The following is a 14,589-nucleotide window of genomic DNA, read 5'->3' on the forward strand; positions in this document are numbered from 1 at the left end:
GAAGAGAGAGAGGCTATCGTGACCCTTCGCACCTATCAGAACCACACGCCAGCCCTGGGCGCCGGGGCTTTTGTCGATATTTCGGCGGTGGTGATCGGCGATGTCGAAATCGGCGCCGACAGCTCGGTCTGGCCACTGACCGTGATTCGCGGCGACATGCACCGCATCCGCATCGGTGCGCGCACCAGCGTGCAGGACGGCTGTGTGCTGCACATCACCCATGCGGGCCCCTTCAACCCGGACGGTTTCCCGCTGTTGATCGGCGACGACGTGACCATCGCCCACAAGGTCATGCTACATGGCTGCACGGTGGGCAGCCGCATCCTGATCGGCATGGGCAGCATCGTGATGGACGGTGCCGTGGTGGAAGACGATGTGATCATCGGCGCCGGCAGCCTGGTGCCGCCGGGCAAGACACTCGAGAGCGGATTTTTGTACGTTGGCAGCCCGGTCAAACAGATCCGCCCACTGACTGACAAAGAGCGCGCCTTTTTCACCTACAGCGCCGCGAACTACGTGAAGCTCAAAGACCTGCACCTGGCTGAAGGATTCGACCGATGAGCCTGCACTACCAAACCGTCCTGTTCGACCTGGACGGCACCCTCACCGACCCGCGCGAAGGCATCACCCGCTCGATCCAGTACGCCCTCGCCAAGCTCGGTATCGATGAACCGGACCTGACCAAACTCGAACACTTCATCGGCCCGCCCTTGCTGCAAGCGTTCATGCAGTTCTACGGCTTCGACGAGGCCAAGGCCTGGGACGCGGTGAATTTCTATCGCGAGCGCTTCAAGGTCACTGGCCTGTATGAAAACCGTGTGTTCGACGGCGTGATGCCGCTGCTGGAAGACCTGAGCCGCCAAGGTCGCCAGCTGTACGTGGCGACGTCCAAACCGTGGGTGTTTGCCCGCGAGATCGCCCGGCATTTCGATTTCGCCAGGCACTTCAAGGTCATCTACGGCAGCGAACTGGACGGCACGCGCACCAACAAGGTCGAACTGATCGCTCACCTGATGAGCGAGGAAGGTCTGGAACCAGCCACCACCCTGATGATTGGTGATCGCAAGCATGACCTGATCGGCGCGCGCAGCAATGGGCTGGATTCGGCGGCGGTGGGGTATGGGTTTGGCAGTTTTGAAGAGTTGAATGCCGAGGCGCCGACCTGGCATTTCGAGACGTTGGCGCAGATGCATCAGGCATTTTTGCAGCAGCCTTGAGACCGCTATCGCCGGCAAGCCGGCTCCTACAATGATCGCGAAAACCCCGTAGGAGCCGGCTTGCCGGCGATAGGTCCCTAACGTCTAACGCCCTCCAACTGCTTCAACGCCGCCTTGCGCTGCTCCACCGGCAACCCTCCCAACTTCTCCACGGCCGTATAAAACCTCACCCAATCCCCACCTTCCTGCGCAAACAACGCGGCAAACGCCGGCACCCACTGGTCGTACAGCCCGAACGGCAACAGCCGCGCATTGTTCATGGGCTGGTTGATCCAAGCGTCATACCGCTTATCGCCGCCCCACTGGCTCTCGCGCAGCTGCCGATAATCGCTGCGCATACGCTCGAACTGCGCCGCCTTGGCCTGGCGCATCGCATCCGCCGGCAAAGGCTGCGCGTACAACACTTGCAGGCGTTGACGGGTATCGAGGACCAGTTGGATAAATTGATCACGCTGCTTCGACGTCGACCGGCTATCCGGCGCCAAACCCCGCGCCGCACGCCATTGCCGGGTACCTTCCTGCTCAACGAAATTGGCAAACGACTCGTTGAACTCGGTATCGTCCTTCACATAGAAACGCTGGTGCGCCAGTTCATGGAAAATCAGCGTGGCCAGGCGCTCATCGCCCCAGTTCATCATTGAATTCATGATCGGGTCGTTGAACCAGCCCAAGGTGGAATAGGCCTCGACACCGCCGATCGATACGTCCATGCCCCGCTGTCTCAACAACGCAGCTTCGCCGCGCGCCGCGCCCTGGTTGTAGTAACCGCGATACGCCACACAGCCGGCGATGGGGAAGCAATGGGTTTCGGGGGCCAGGGAAAATTCCTGCGTGGCGAAGACGTTCCAGACCACGTAAGGCCGGCCAATATCGGCGTACAACCTGTAACTCTGGTTGTCGGGAAGGTGCAGGTGTTCACTGGCGAACGTGCGCGCCTTTTGCGATTGCACCAGATGCTCGCGCAATAACGCGGGGCGGGACGGGTCGGCAATGACCTGCGCCACCGGCTCCCGGGCCCGTAGCAATTGCCACTGACCACTGGCCAACTGGCCGTAATAATTGACACTGGAGCAGCCGCTGAGCAGCACAACCATCAACCCTGGAAAAAAACGCCTGACCATGCCCCGACCGCTCCTGGGTAATTTGCTCGCCAGACTATCGTGCCTACGCGGAATTTTTCCATGGCATGACGTGTTTATACTCATAGGGAGTCTGCTGCCGTCGGCGCCAGGCTCAATTCTCTCCTTCCGTTGAGTGCCTGCCATGCGTCAGCTCTTGTTTCCCGTCGCCGCCCTGTTCCTCAGTGCCTGCACCACCACCCCAGTGCCACCGGTGGACCCGCAGCAGGCCTGGGTCGATTTCACCACACCGACGCCGGGCTCGAAACTGGTGATGGCGCAGCGCCTGGACGGCCAGAACCTGAATGACGGACGCTTCTTCCAGTTTCCGCCCGGCCATCATGAACTGATGGTGCGTTTCGACTTTGAAGTCCCGGCGGGTGGCGGTTTGGGCGGGCTGAGCCAGATGATGTACCGCACCTGCTTCATGACCCTGGAATACGACCACTTCCAGGCCGGCCAGCGTTATGTGCTGGAAGGGCGCTCACTGGCCTTCACACCCAATATCCGGCTGTATGACTCGGCGCGTCAGTTGCTTGCGGAAGAACGCAGCGTCAACTGCATCTGATCAGTCGTTGTTCTTCTGGTAGATGATGGCCTTGGTGCCGTTCTCACAGCTGCCGACGACCATGGCGACGTCGTGCTTGTCGGCTTCTTCCTTGCTGACGATTTCCAGGGTGTAGGACGGAACCGCGTTAGCCTGGATCTTGACCTCGATCTCCTTCCTGAGCTCTTCGCAGTCTTTGGGTGCGGCCACAGCCGACGTGGCCAATACACCGCAGATGATTGCCAAGGCAAAACGTTTCATGTGTGAAGCTCCCTGAATGCATTGCGCACGGGTGTACGCCTAGGCTGCATGGTAATAGGACCACACTTACAAAACACGAGTTCTGATTTGGAGCAGATGTTTTAGCCACCCCCAAAACCACTGTAGGAGCTGGCTTGCCAGCGATGACGACCTCAAAAACCATGTAAATCTAAGGGCCTCATCGCCGGCAAGCCGGCTCCTACCGGTTTAGCGGTGTCAGTTTACGAGCGTGGCATCCAGGCTGATTTTTGCATTCAGCACCTTGGACACCGGGCACCCTTCCTTGGCCTTTTTGCTCAGCTCATCGAACTGCGCCTGGCTTGCGCCCGGAATCTTGGCCTTGAGGATCAGGTGCACCGCAGTGATCGCGAAACCACCGTCGATCTGCTCCAGGGTCACTTCAGCCTGGGTATCGATGCTGTCAGCCTTGAGCCCGGCGTCGCCGAGAATCATGGAAAACGCCATGGAGAAACAGCCCGCATGGGCTGCACCGATCAATTCTTCCGGGTTGGTGCCCTTGCCGCCTTCGAAACGGGCCTTGAAGCCGTAGGGCGCTTCGCGCAGTACGCCGGTTTCCGTGGAAATGGAACCCAGGCCAGTCTTCAGGTCACCTTCCCAATGCGCGGATGCTTTTTTAACGATACTCATAGCGGTCTCCTCGAACGGTGGTTTTGCGTCAGTAAGGGTTCTGAGGATAGACCGCCTGGCAAAGTTCATCTTGTCGGAGAAACCTAGCGATCCAGTAGGAAATTTCCACTCCCACTATTGAATCTCGGGTATATGCCCTCATTGCATAGACCATGCACATGAAGCGGCAGGTTTTGGTTCGTCTGAAAAGCCTGCGGCCCCCTTGGAGAAGCAGGCTTATGAAATCGCTGTCCGACGTAAAATTCTCGACTCTCGACCTGGTGCCCGTAAGGGCCAACGGCAGTCCGGCGCAGTCGCTGCGCAATTCCCTGGACCTGGCCCAGCATGTCGAAAGGTTTGGCTACACCCGTTTCTGGGTGGCTGAACACCACAACATGGACGGCATCGCCAGTTCGGCCACCTCGGTGCTGTTGGGTTACCTGGCCGGCGGCACCTCAACGATTCGCGTCGGCTCCGGCGGCGTCATGTTGCCCAACCACGCGCCGCTGGTGATCGCCGAGCAGTTCGGCACCCTGGAAAGCCTCTACCCCGGCCGTATCGACCTGGGCCTGGGCCGCGCGCCCGGCTCCGACCAGATGACCGCCCGCGCCCTGCGCCGTGAGCGGTCCGGCAGCGCCGATGAATTCCCGGAAGACGTGGCCGAGCTGATGGCCTACCTGGGCCCACGTACACCCGATCAACGGATCATCGCCGTACCGGGCACCGGCACCCATGTGCCCGTGTGGCTACTGGGCTCCAGCCTGTTCAGCGCACAGCTTGCCGGTGAGCGCGGTTTGCCCTACGCCTTCGCCTCGCATTTCGCACCGCGCCTGATGCATGAGGCGATTCGCGTGTACCGCAACCACTTCAAGCCGTCGGCCGTGCTGGACAAACCCTACGTGATGCTCGGCATTCCGTTGGTCGCCGCGGACACCGACGAGCAGGCCGACTACCTGGCCACCTCCGTGTACCAACGCATTCTCGCGCTGATGCGCGGGCAAAGCCTGGTGCAGCGACCACCGGTGAAAACCATGGACGGCCTGTGGCTGCCCCATGAAAAAGACGCGGTCGGCAGCTTCCTCGGCCTGGCCATGGTCGGCAGCCCGGCGAAGATCCGCGCCAAGCTGGAGGTGCTCATCGAGCAAACCGGGGCCGATGAGCTGATCTTTACCTGCGACCTGTACGAGCACGCCGACCGGATTCATTCCTACGAACTGTTGGCGCAATTGATGAAGGGCTAAACCCCTCAGGCGAAAAAAACCGACGCGCTTGCGTCGGTTTTTTATGTCTGCAACACGGGATTAACCGCGCTTGTAGGCAATTTCCTTGGTACCCGCTTCGCAGCTGCCGACCACCGTGTGATCGCTCGGCGCAGCGCCTTTATCCACCACTTCCAGCGAATAACCCGAAGCGCCCTTGGCGTCGATTTTCGCTGCAATTTCGCTTTTCAGCTCTTCACAAGGCTTGCCCGCCGCCAGGGCTGTGCCTGCAATGCTCAACAAACCTACCGCTAACAGGAACTTCTTCATCCGTTACTTTCCTTGCGCTGATCGAATAGAGCGTGCCGACGCTTGTGGCGTCGGCACCCATTGGTTGTAGCGCAGGTTATGGCAATCGGCCAGTCGGCAAGTTCAACCGATGTGATCAACTACTGGCAATTCGGAACCCCACTTTGAGGGTGACCTGGAAGTGCGCCGCCTTGCCGTCCTTGATGTGACCACGGGTTTCAGTCACCTCGAACCATTCCAAGTGCTTGATGCTCTTGTTGGCCTCGGCCAGGGCATTGTTGATCGCGTCTTCGATGCTGGAGGTGGACGAGCCCACCAGTTCGACTTTCTTGTAGGTGTGATGATCACTCATGGCAGTTCTCCTAAGGGTCGTTAAGCAAGCGTAGCAGTCAATGTTCGTAATGCTTCTGGCGACCGTTCCTACCCGAAAGTTCAGATTTACTGCACTTTCTGAAACGCGCGCAGTCGGTATCTACACACGCCACTCAATCATTTCAGGAGAGTCCACATGGCCAACACTTCTTTACGCAAAGCGTCGCTGGAAAGCATGGAAGCCGAGATTTCGAGCCTGCTCAAGTCCCTTGAGAGCCTCAAGGACGATGCGTCCGACGAGTCGCGCAAAACGCTGAAGGCCCTGAAAAGCAATGCCGAGAATGCCCTCAAGCACTCCCGTCATCTGATCAGCGATGCCTACGAAGAAAGCAAAGTCAAAATCCGCGAAACCGGTGTTGCAACCCGGGATTACGCACAAGAGCACCCATGGACCACAGCCGGCGTCGCTGTAGGTGCATTGGGTCTGCTGGCAGCCTACCTGCTGTGCAAACGCGGTGACTGATGGTTTTACCGGCCAGGCTGGCGCAACAGCTCAGCCTTGAGCCACTGCGCCAGTTGCCCGGCGCGCCCGTCTGCGGCGCGCTTGGGCAGCCACAATGCCAGGTGCGCCGGGGTTTCACTGAAACCCCACGGCGCCACCAGGCGACCCGCTCGCAGGTCCTCTGCCACCAGCGGCTCGGGTGCGATCGCCACACCCAATCCTGCCACCGCCGCCTCCAGCAAATAATACAAATGCTCGAACCCCTGGCCGTGTTTCAGCGCGCCGGGCTCAATCCCATGTTGCTGTGCCCAGCTGGGCCAGGCTTGCGGGCGCGAGGTGGTGTGCAACAACGCTTCGCTACACAAGGCGTGGGCGGGGGCCTGGCGCAAGCGCTCATAGCCGGCAAACCGTGGGCTCATCACCGGGCCAATGCGCTCGCTGGCCAATTCATACACCTGCATGTCCGCGGGCCATGGCGGCTCGGCGAACACCAGCAGGGCGTCGAGACCGGGGCGCCGGGGGTCCAGATCACCGTCACCCGCCGACAAGTGCAGGCGTAGATCCGGCAGGTCCGCGTTCAAGCGGCCCAGGCGCGGGATCAACCAGCGCGCCAGCAAGCTGCCCGAGCACCCCAGCACGAACGGCGCGTCGGCGCTGCGTTGGGTGAGTTCGGCGCACACATCCCTTAACCGCTCGAACGCCTCGGCGCTGGCATCGCGCAAACGAACGCCGGCATCTGTGAGTTTAAGGCCGCGACCATCCTTGGCGAACAAACTCACGCCCAAGTGCTCCTCCAGCACCTTCAACTGCCGGCTGACAGCACCGTGGGTCACGTGCAATTGCTCGGCAGCCTGGCTGACGCTGTTGAGGCGCGCGGTGGCTTCAAAGGCGCGCAAGGCATTGAGGGGCGGGAGGTCTCGGCTCATCTGTGAGTTTTCCTGACAGGTTACAGCGATCTTATCGGTTTTCAGCGTAGAACGTCAGGGGTAGAGTGGCCCTCATTGCTTCCTATACCCATTCTTTCCTGGAGCGTCCCATGACTCAGTCCCAGACCGATCTACGCAACGGCCCAGACGCCAACGGCCTGTTTGGCGCATTCGGCGGCCGCTACGTCGCCGAAACCCTGATGCCGTTGATCCTCGACCTGGCCCGCGAATACGAAGCGGCCAAGATCGATCCGGCGTTCAACGAGGAATTGGCTTACTTCCAGCGCGACTACGTCGGCCGTCCAAGCCCACTGTATTTCGCCGAGCGCCTGACCGAGTTCTGCGGCGGCGCCAAGATCTATCTCAAGCGTGAGGAGCTGAACCACACCGGCGCGCACAAGATCAACAACTGCATCGGCCAGATCCTGCTGGCGCGGCGCATGGGCAAGAAACGCATCATCGCCGAGACCGGCGCCGGCATGCACGGCGTGGCCACCGCCACCGTGGCTGCGCGCTTTGGCCTGCAATGCGTGATCTACATGGGCACCACCGACATCGAGCGCCAACAGGCCAACGTGTTTCGCATGAAGCTGCTGGGCGCTGAAGTGATCCCGGTGGTGGCCGGCACCGGCACCCTGAAAGACGCCATGAACGAAGCCCTGCGTGACTGGGTGACCAACGTCGACAGTACCTTCTACCTGATCGGCACCGTCGCCGGCCCGCACCCGTACCCTGCCATGGTGCGCGACTTCCAGGCCGTGATCGGCAAGGAAACCCGCGACCAGCTGCAAGCCCAGGAAGGCCGCCTGCCGGACAGCCTGGTGGCGTGCATCGGCGGTGGCTCCAACGCCATGGGGCTGTTCCATCCGTTCCTGGATGACACCAGCGTCGAGATCATCGGCGTGGAAGCGGCCGGACACGGCATCGAGACCGGCAAGCACGCTGCCAGCCTCAACGGCGGTGTACCCGGCGTACTGCACGGTAACCGTACCTTCCTGCTGCAGGACGACGACGGCCAGATCATCGACGCCCACTCGATTTCCGCTGGCCTGGACTACCCCGGCATCGGCCCGGAACACGCGTGGTTGCATGACATCGGCCGCGTTCAGTACACCTCGGTGACCGACGACGAAGCCCTGGACGCGTTCCACAAATGCTGCCGCCTGGAAGGGATCATTCCTGCACTGGAAAGCGCCCATGCCCTGGCCGAAGTGTTCAAGCGCGCCCCGACCTTGCCGAAGGATCACCTGATGGTGGTCAACCTCTCGGGCCGTGGCGACAAAGACATGCAGACCGTCATGCACCACATGGAAACCTCTCAGCAGGAGAAACACTGATGAGCCGCCTGCAAACCCGCTTCGCTCAGCTTAAAGAACAAAACCGCGCCGCCCTGGTGACTTTCGTCACCGCCGGCGACCCGGGTTATGACACCTCGCTGGCGATCCTCAAGGGCTTGCCAGCCGCCGGCGCCGACGTGATCGAGTTGGGCATGCCTTTCACCGATCCAATGGCGGACGGCCCGGCGATCCAACTGGCCAACATCCGCGCACTGGCCGCCAAGCAGAACCTGCTGAAAACCCTGCAGATGGTCCGCGAGTTCCGCAAGGACAACAACGACACGCCGCTGGTGTTGATGGGTTACTTCAACCCGATCCACAAATACGGCGTGCCGCAATTCATTGCCGATGCCAAGGACGCCGGGGTCGACGGCCTGATCGTGGTCGACATGCCGCCCGAGCATAACGGCGAACTGTGCGATCCGGCCCAGGCGGCCGGTATCGACTTTATCCGCCTGACCACGCCGACCACTGACGATGTGCGCTTGCCGACCGTGCTCAACGGCAGCTCGGGCTTTGTGTATTACGTGTCGGTGGCCGGCGTGACCGGTGCCGGCGCCGCGACGCTGGAGCACGTCGAAGAAGCCGTGACCCGCCTGCGCCGCCATACCGACCTGCCGATCAGCATCGGTTTTGGTATCCGCACCCCGGAACAAGCGGCGGCCATCGCCCGCCTGGCTGACGGCGTCGTCGTAGGTTCGGCACTGATCGACCATATCGCCAATGCCAAGAATGACCAGCAAGCCATCGACGGCGTGTTGAGCTTGTGTGCGGCATTGTCGGAAGGCGTTCGTAACGCGCGTAAGTAAGGGCCCCGTAAGCAGTAGGTAAAGTTCCTGATACAGAGGAATCAACCCGCCCGGGCACGGCCTAAACAGCAAGACCAAGGGATTTCGAGCCTCGTTCGAAATCCCTTTTTTTGTGTGTGCCCTGAGGAATACCCGATGAAAATGCCCAAATCCGTGATCGCAGGCCTTGGCGTGCTGATGCTTGGCGCCAGCGCCCTGGTGCAGGCCGCGCCTTATGACCAAGGCGGCCCCGACCGTGGCGGCCAGGGCCAGCACGAACAACGTGGCGACGACCATCGCGGCCCGCAGGACAACCGTCGCGGCGGCCCACCCCAGGACTTCGGCCCGGTGCGGCAGATCATCCATGACAACCATGGCCAGTTCGCCCGTGGCGCACCGCCACCGCCTAACGTACGCCTGGTGCGTGGCCAGCCACTGCCCCATGGCTACTACGGCGAACGCCTCGACAACCGCGCCCTAGCACGCCTGCCGGTGTACCCCGGATATGAATGGCGCCGTTCCGGGCCAGATGTGGTGTTGATCGCTGTCGGCACGGGCATCGTCTACGAGATCCTCGACGGCGTCCTCAACTAAACCCCACCCATACCTGTGTAACGGTTTGGACTTTTTTGTGGTGAGCGGGCTTGCTGTGGTGAGCGGGCTTGCCCCGCGCTGGGCTGCGCAGCAGCCCCACTAAGGCCGCCGCGCTTAATCAGGTATTACTCGCTGGCAGGTTTTGGGGGCGCTTCGCACCCCGGCGCGGGTGCAAACCCGCTCACCACAGGTTATTCGTTCAGTTCGATGCGCTCGACCTTACCCACCAGCAACACGTAGGAAAGCGCTCCCAGCAATGCCAGCACCGCGATGTAGGTAATCGCCGGCGCAAACGAATCGCCGCTGGCCAGGAAACCAATCACGATCGGCGTGGCAATCGCCGACAGGTTGCCGATAAAGTTGAACACCCCACCGGTCAACCCCAACAGCCGCGCCGGTGCCAGGGTCGATACCAGCGACCAGGTGATCGACGCCAGGCCGTTGCCAAAAAACGCCACCGCCAGAAACGCAATCACCCACGCCGTCGAGTCCACATAATTAGCGCCGATGATCGCCGTGGAGATCAGCAGCCCGCCAATGATCGGCAACTTGCGCGCAAAACCCACCGACGCGCCGCGACGAATCAGCCAGTCGGAAAAGAGCCCGGAACACAGCACGCCGACGAACGCTGCAAGGAAAGGCAACGACGCCAGCAGGCCGGACTTGATGAAGTCCATGCCGCGATATTTCACCAGGTAGGTCGGAAACCAGGTCAGGAAAAACCACAGCGTGGAGTTCAGGCAGAACTGCCCCAGGTAGATACCCCACAGCTTGCGCTTGCTCAGCACAATCCCCAGGTCGACCCAACTGAACGGCGCCTTGGCGGCTTTTTCCTGCATGTCCACCAGGCCGCCACCGTCGCGGATCAGCTCGATTTCAGCAGCGTTGGCGCCGTGGAAGTCCTTTGGCTCACGGTACACCGCGTACCAGATGATCGCCCACAGAATGCCCACGCCCCCCGTGGCGACAAACACCATGTGCCAGCCAAACGCGTGTTGCAGCCACGCCAGTACCGGCGTGAGAAACGCCAACCCGACAAACTGCCCCGAGGTATAGACGCCAATCGCCGTGGCGCGCTCGCGCTCGGGAAACCAAGTGGTGACCACGCGGCTGTTAATCGGATACGCCGGGGCTTCCAATGCACCCACCGCCATGCGCAGCACAAACAACGCAATAAAGCTGGCGGCGAAGCCAAGCATCACGGTGGCGATGGACCACAGCAGCAGGGCTGCGGTGTAGAGAATGCGCGGCGGCACCCGGTCCACCAGCCAGCCGCCTGGGATTTGCATGGCGGCGTAGGTCCAGCCGAACGCGGAGAAAATCAGCCCGACGTGCACCGGGTCGATGCCCAGCTCACTGGTCAGCGCAGGGGCGGCAATCGACAGATTGCTGCGGTCGAGGTAGTTGATCACCACGGTGATGAACAGCAGCACCATGATGAAAAAACGCTTTCTGGTAGGCGTGACTAAAGAAGCCTGCCCGGTGAAGGATTCAGGGTGCATGGAGGTTGCCTCTTCTTATGCTTATTGAGGTATGGATCAACTTGTAGGAGCCGGCTTGCCGGCGATGGCGGCGCGCCAGTCGACACCGGCAGTGGCTGATCCACCGCAATCGCCGGCAAGCCGGCTCCTACAGGTAAGCGGTGCTTACCACTCGGCAAAGCTGCCGTCGGCATGCCGCCAGATCGGGTTGCGCCAGCGGTGGCCGATGGCCGCGCGTTCGATCACGTATTCCTCGTTGATCTCAATGCCCAGGCCCGGCCCATTGGGGATCTTCACAAAGCCCTGGTCATAGTCGAACACGCCCGGGTCGCGCACGTAGTCGAGCAGGTCGTTGCTCTCGTTGTAGTGAATGCCCAGGCTTTGCTCCTGGATAAACGCGTTGTAGCAAACCGCGTCCAGTTGCAGGCAGGCCGCCAAGGCAATCGGGCCCAGCGGGCAGTGCAGGGCCAGGGCCACGTCGTAGGCTTCGGCCATGTTGGCGATCTTGCGGGTTTCGGTGATGCCACCCGCATGGGAAGCATCCGGCTGGATGATGTCGACGTAACCTTCGCTCAGCACGCGCTTGAAGTCCCAACGCGAGAACAAGCGTTCGCCCAAGGCAATCGGCGTGCTGGTCAGCGGTGCCAGCTCCTTCAGCGCTTCGTAGTTTTCGCTGAGCACCGGCTCTTCGATAAACATCAGTTTGTACGGGTCCAACTCTTTCATCAGCACCTTGGCCATGGGCTTGTGCACGCGACCATGGAAGTCGACGCCGATGCCGACGTTGGGGCCGACTGCATCACGCACGGCGGCCACGTTGGCCAAGGCCAGGTCGACTTTTTCGAAACTGTCGACGAACTGCAGCTCTTCGGTGCCGTTCATTTTTACCGCCGTGAAACCACGGGCCACAGCCTCCTGGGCGGCGCGGGCAGTATCGGCCGGGCGATCGCCGCCGATCCAGGAATACACACGGATCTTGTCGCGCACCTGGCCACCCAGCAAGTCGCTGACGGAAACACCGAGGGCCTTGCCCTTGATGTCCCACAGCGCCTGGTCGATACCGGCAAGGGCGCTCATGTGCACGGCACCGCCGCGATAGAAGCCGCCGCGATAGAGCACGGTCCAGATATCTTCGATATTGCGTGGGTCTTTGCCGATCAGGTAGTCGGACAGTTCTTCGACAGCAGCCGCCACGGTGTGGGCGCGGCCCTCGACCACGGGCTCACCCCAGCCGGTCACACCCTGGTCGGTCTCGACCTTGAGGAAGCACCAGCGCGGCGGGACGATAAAGGTCGTCAGTTTGGTGATTTTCATCTGTTATCTCTCTTATAGATGCGGCGCCTGTGGGCGCGGAACTTGAAGTCAGCTCAGGGCTTTCCAGGCGGCGACATAGGCCTGGGCGCGGCTCGCTACCTGATCCACTGTCATACCCGGTTTGAACAACCCGGAACCCAGCCCGAAGCCTTTGGCGCCGGCGTCGATGAACACCTGCATGTTGTCCGGGGTGATACCGCCTACTGGCAGCAGCAAGGTGCCGGCTGGCAATACCGCCAGCCATGCCTTGATCACCGCCGGGCCCATTTGCTCGGCCGGGAACAGCTTCAGTACGTCGGCGCCCTCGGCCAATGCGGCGAAGGCTTCGGTCGGCGTCGCCACGCCCGGCGACAGGAACAGGCCCGCGGCTTTGGCGGCACGCAACACCTTGGCATCGCTGTGAGGCATCACGATGACCTGGCCGCCGGCCACCTTCACCTGCTCGACCTGCTCAGGCAGCAGCACCGTACCGGCTCCGATCAGGCAATCGGCGGGCAGGCTGTCGCGCAGGGTGCGGATGCTGGTGTAGGGCTCGGGCGAATTGAGTGGGACTTCGATCACCCGAAACCCGGCCTGGTACAGCGCCTGACCGACGGCCTCGGCTTCGTCCGGGCGAATGCCGCGCAGAATGGCGATCAAACCGTTTTGCGCGAGTGCTTGCTTGAGCATGTCAGGCCTCCGATACAGGGTGAGTGAGCCCGGCCGCCACGGCCAGTTGCCACAGGCCACGCTCGGTGGCTTCCTGCGCCAGGCTGACGTGGGCAAAGCCGCAAAGGGCGAGGGCGCGTTGATAACGGGCGCAGAGGGGAGCGGCGCCGACCAGGACGATCGGCGTGTGTTTTGCGCTGCCGGGCAAGCCGGCGAGTTCATGGCCGATGAGCAAGCCCGAGAGGTAATCGGGCTGCTGGTCGGGGGCGAGTTCGGCAGTGAGTCCAAGGGCGCGCGCACTGAATAAAGTCGACAACACACCGCGCTGACCGTCTTTGGAGAGCGCCACGTGCACGCCTCGGTCAAAGGCTTCGGCCTGGAATCGTTCACTGGGTTGCTGGGTACGTCCGAGGATGCTGTGCTTGCTCAGCACTGCGAACAGCTCGCCAGTCATGTAGGTGTCGAAGTGGGTGATGCAGCCTTCGACCACTTCGACCCACTTGGAATGGCTGCCGGGCAGGCCGATCAACACGTCGGCACCGAGCCCTTGCAGCACGCCCAACACCTGGGTTTCTTCGCCGCGCATCACGTTGGGCAAGCCAACCTGCTCGATCACGCCCGGCACGATATACACGTCGACCCCACGCACGCTGCGCACGCGGTGCAGCGCCTGGCCCAGGCTCGCCACGTCGACCGGGGTGTTGCGATAGGCCGCTTCGCTCCAGCCCTGGGCGCTGCCGACCATGCCGCAAGCGATCACCGGCAGGTTGGGCTCGGCGTCGAGCCAATCCCCGCAGGCCGCATCGAACGCCAACTCGAAGCCATCGCTGCAGCGCACGCCAGCGATCTCCCGGGGCTCGCTGGGCAAATGCATGATGCCCCACGCCAGGGCGCGTTGTTCCAGCACCACGCCTGCGGGACCGAGTTTATAAGCACGAAGGGAGCTGGTTCCCCAATCGAGCGCGATCAATTGCGCCTGCATCGCTTCACCTGAGTTCTGAGCGGATGCAGCGAATATAAACCTACGCAGGCTTAAGTCTCAATATATAAATATCAATCCCATATTTAGGGATTATGTTTAGGAGAAGGCTGACAAGTTCAGTTCCCGCATCGCCCCCATCCAGACCGCATACTCGGTGTGGTCCTTCAGGTCATCACCCGTTTCGGGGTGCAGGAACACCACCAGCCCGTTGCGATGGATCACCAACCACGGCAACACCACACCGATGTATTCAGGGTCGAACGCCAGCTGACAGCTCCAATCCGGGTGCGGGCCCACCGGCCGTTCGTGTACACGGCCCATGCGTAACGGGAAGAGTTTGGCGGCGTCTTCGCACAAGGTGCGCGCTTGTTCGATAGTGCTCGCGTCGAAGTAGATATGGGCGTGGTAGCCCTTGATACGTTGCATG

Annotated in this window: 19 protein-coding genes; 8 read left to right on the top strand and 11 right to left on the bottom strand. The window is 61.5% G+C overall.

Going from position 1 to position 14,589, the window contains the following annotated elements:
* Positions 1-18: 18 nt before the first annotated feature.
* Positions 19-561, top strand: coding sequence for a gamma carbonic anhydrase family protein (locus BM70_RS0101445; protein ID WP_025854349.1), 543 nt, complete (start codon positions 19-21; stop codon positions 559-561).
* Entirely contained in the window at positions 558-1,217 is a 660-nt protein-coding gene (locus BM70_RS0101450) for an HAD family hydrolase (protein ID WP_025854350.1), read from the top strand. The genes BM70_RS0101445 and BM70_RS0101450 overlap by 4 nt, the downstream gene beginning before the upstream one ends.
* A gap of 77 nt (positions 1,218-1,294) precedes the next feature.
* Here BM70_RS0101450 and BM70_RS0101455 read toward each other — a convergent pair whose 3' ends face one another.
* Positions 1,295-2,338 carry an aminopeptidase gene (locus BM70_RS0101455; RefSeq protein ID WP_025854351.1) on the bottom strand — a complete coding sequence of 348 codons (1,044 nt, stop codon included), beginning with the start codon at positions 2,336-2,338 and terminating at the stop codon, positions 1,295-1,297.
* A 142-nt stretch (positions 2,339-2,480) separates the two neighbouring features.
* On the opposite strand from BM70_RS0101455, the gene BM70_RS0101460 reads away from it, so the two are divergent.
* On the top strand, positions 2,481-2,903 hold the full coding sequence (locus BM70_RS0101460) for a hypothetical protein (protein ID WP_025854352.1): 423 nt from the start codon (positions 2,481-2,483) through the stop codon (positions 2,901-2,903).
* Here the strand turns inward: BM70_RS0101460 and BM70_RS0101465 are convergent, their stop codons facing one another.
* Both BM70_RS0101465 and BM70_RS0101470 read right to left on the bottom strand, forming a co-directional pair.
* Complete coding sequence (locus BM70_RS0101465; RefSeq protein WP_017734725.1) at positions 2,904-3,143, bottom strand: DUF1161 domain-containing protein; 240 nt, start codon at positions 3,141-3,143, stop codon at positions 2,904-2,906.
* A 216-nt stretch (positions 3,144-3,359) separates the two neighbouring features.
* Positions 3,360-3,791 (bottom strand): OsmC family protein, encoded by a 432-nt coding sequence (locus BM70_RS0101470; RefSeq protein ID WP_025854353.1) that lies wholly within the window; start codon positions 3,789-3,791, stop codon positions 3,360-3,362.
* A 218-nt stretch (positions 3,792-4,009) separates the two neighbouring features.
* Between BM70_RS0101470 and BM70_RS0101475 the strand changes: the two genes are divergently transcribed.
* Positions 4,010-5,011, top strand: coding sequence for an LLM class flavin-dependent oxidoreductase (locus BM70_RS0101475; RefSeq protein WP_025854354.1), 1,002 nt, complete (start codon positions 4,010-4,012; stop codon positions 5,009-5,011).
* A 60-nt stretch (positions 5,012-5,071) separates the two neighbouring features.
* Here BM70_RS0101475 and BM70_RS0101480 read toward each other — a convergent pair whose 3' ends face one another.
* Positions 5,072-5,299: a DUF1161 domain-containing protein gene (locus BM70_RS0101480; RefSeq protein ID WP_025854355.1), complete on the bottom strand. Its 228-nt coding sequence runs from the start codon at positions 5,297-5,299 to the stop codon at positions 5,072-5,074.
* A 115-nt stretch (positions 5,300-5,414) separates the two neighbouring features.
* Entirely contained in the window at positions 5,415-5,630 is a 216-nt protein-coding gene (locus tag BM70_RS0101485; protein WP_007953919.1) for a dodecin, read from the bottom strand.
* Between the two features lie 156 nt (positions 5,631-5,786).
* On the opposite strand from BM70_RS0101485, the gene BM70_RS0101490 reads away from it, so the two are divergent.
* Positions 5,787-6,113 (top strand): YqjD family protein, encoded by a 327-nt coding sequence (locus BM70_RS0101490; protein ID WP_003170746.1) that lies wholly within the window; start codon positions 5,787-5,789, stop codon positions 6,111-6,113.
* A 5-nt stretch (positions 6,114-6,118) separates the two neighbouring features.
* On the opposite strand, the gene BM70_RS0101495 is transcribed toward BM70_RS0101490, so the two are convergent.
* On the bottom strand, positions 6,119-7,018 hold the full coding sequence (locus BM70_RS0101495) for a LysR family transcriptional regulator (RefSeq protein ID WP_025854356.1): 900 nt from the start codon (positions 7,016-7,018) through the stop codon (positions 6,119-6,121).
* A 110-nt stretch (positions 7,019-7,128) separates the two neighbouring features.
* Here BM70_RS0101495 and trpB point away from each other — a divergent pair, with 110 nt between their 5' ends.
* From trpB to BM70_RS0101510, 3 genes are all read left to right on the top strand, one after another.
* Positions 7,129-8,355, top strand: a complete 1,227-nt coding sequence (gene trpB, locus BM70_RS0101500; protein ID WP_025854357.1) for a tryptophan synthase subunit beta — start codon at positions 7,129-7,131, stop codon at positions 8,353-8,355.
* Positions 8,355-9,164 carry a tryptophan synthase subunit alpha gene (gene trpA / locus BM70_RS0101505; RefSeq protein ID WP_025854358.1) on the top strand — a complete coding sequence of 270 codons (810 nt, stop codon included), beginning with the start codon at positions 8,355-8,357 and terminating at the stop codon, positions 9,162-9,164. The genes trpB and trpA overlap by 1 nt, the downstream gene beginning before the upstream one ends.
* A gap of 135 nt (positions 9,165-9,299) precedes the next feature.
* Entirely contained in the window at positions 9,300-9,737 is a 438-nt protein-coding gene (locus tag BM70_RS0101510) for an anti-virulence regulator CigR family protein (protein ID WP_025854359.1), read from the top strand.
* Between the two features lie 191 nt (positions 9,738-9,928).
* Here BM70_RS0101510 and BM70_RS0101515 read toward each other — a convergent pair whose 3' ends face one another.
* From BM70_RS0101515 to BM70_RS0101535, 5 genes are all read right to left on the bottom strand, one after another.
* Positions 9,929-11,239, bottom strand: a complete 1,311-nt coding sequence (locus BM70_RS0101515) for an MFS transporter (protein ID WP_025854360.1) — start codon at positions 11,237-11,239, stop codon at positions 9,929-9,931.
* A gap of 144 nt (positions 11,240-11,383) precedes the next feature.
* Positions 11,384-12,532, bottom strand: coding sequence for a galactonate dehydratase (dgoD, locus tag BM70_RS0101520; RefSeq protein WP_025854361.1), 1,149 nt, complete (start codon positions 12,530-12,532; stop codon positions 11,384-11,386).
* 48 nt (positions 12,533-12,580) lie between these two features.
* The gene (locus BM70_RS0101525) at positions 12,581-13,201 is read right to left on the bottom strand and encodes a 2-dehydro-3-deoxy-6-phosphogalactonate aldolase (RefSeq protein WP_025854362.1); all 621 of its coding nucleotides are present in this window, start codon (positions 13,199-13,201) and stop codon (positions 12,581-12,583) included.
* 1 nt (position 13,202) lies between these two features.
* The gene (locus BM70_RS0101530) at positions 13,203-14,162 is read right to left on the bottom strand and encodes a 2-dehydro-3-deoxygalactonokinase (protein ID WP_025854363.1); all 960 of its coding nucleotides are present in this window, start codon (positions 14,160-14,162) and stop codon (positions 13,203-13,205) included.
* Between the two features lie 96 nt (positions 14,163-14,258).
* Positions 14,259-14,588, bottom strand: coding sequence for a DOPA 4,5-dioxygenase family protein (locus tag BM70_RS0101535; RefSeq protein ID WP_025854364.1), 330 nt, complete (start codon positions 14,586-14,588; stop codon positions 14,259-14,261).
* Position 14,589: the final 1 nt, after the last annotated feature.

Origin of the sequence: Pseudomonas sp. CHM02, assembly GCF_000612585.1 — a bacterium.
Taxonomy (GTDB): domain Bacteria; phylum Pseudomonadota; class Gammaproteobacteria; order Pseudomonadales; family Pseudomonadaceae; genus Aquipseudomonas.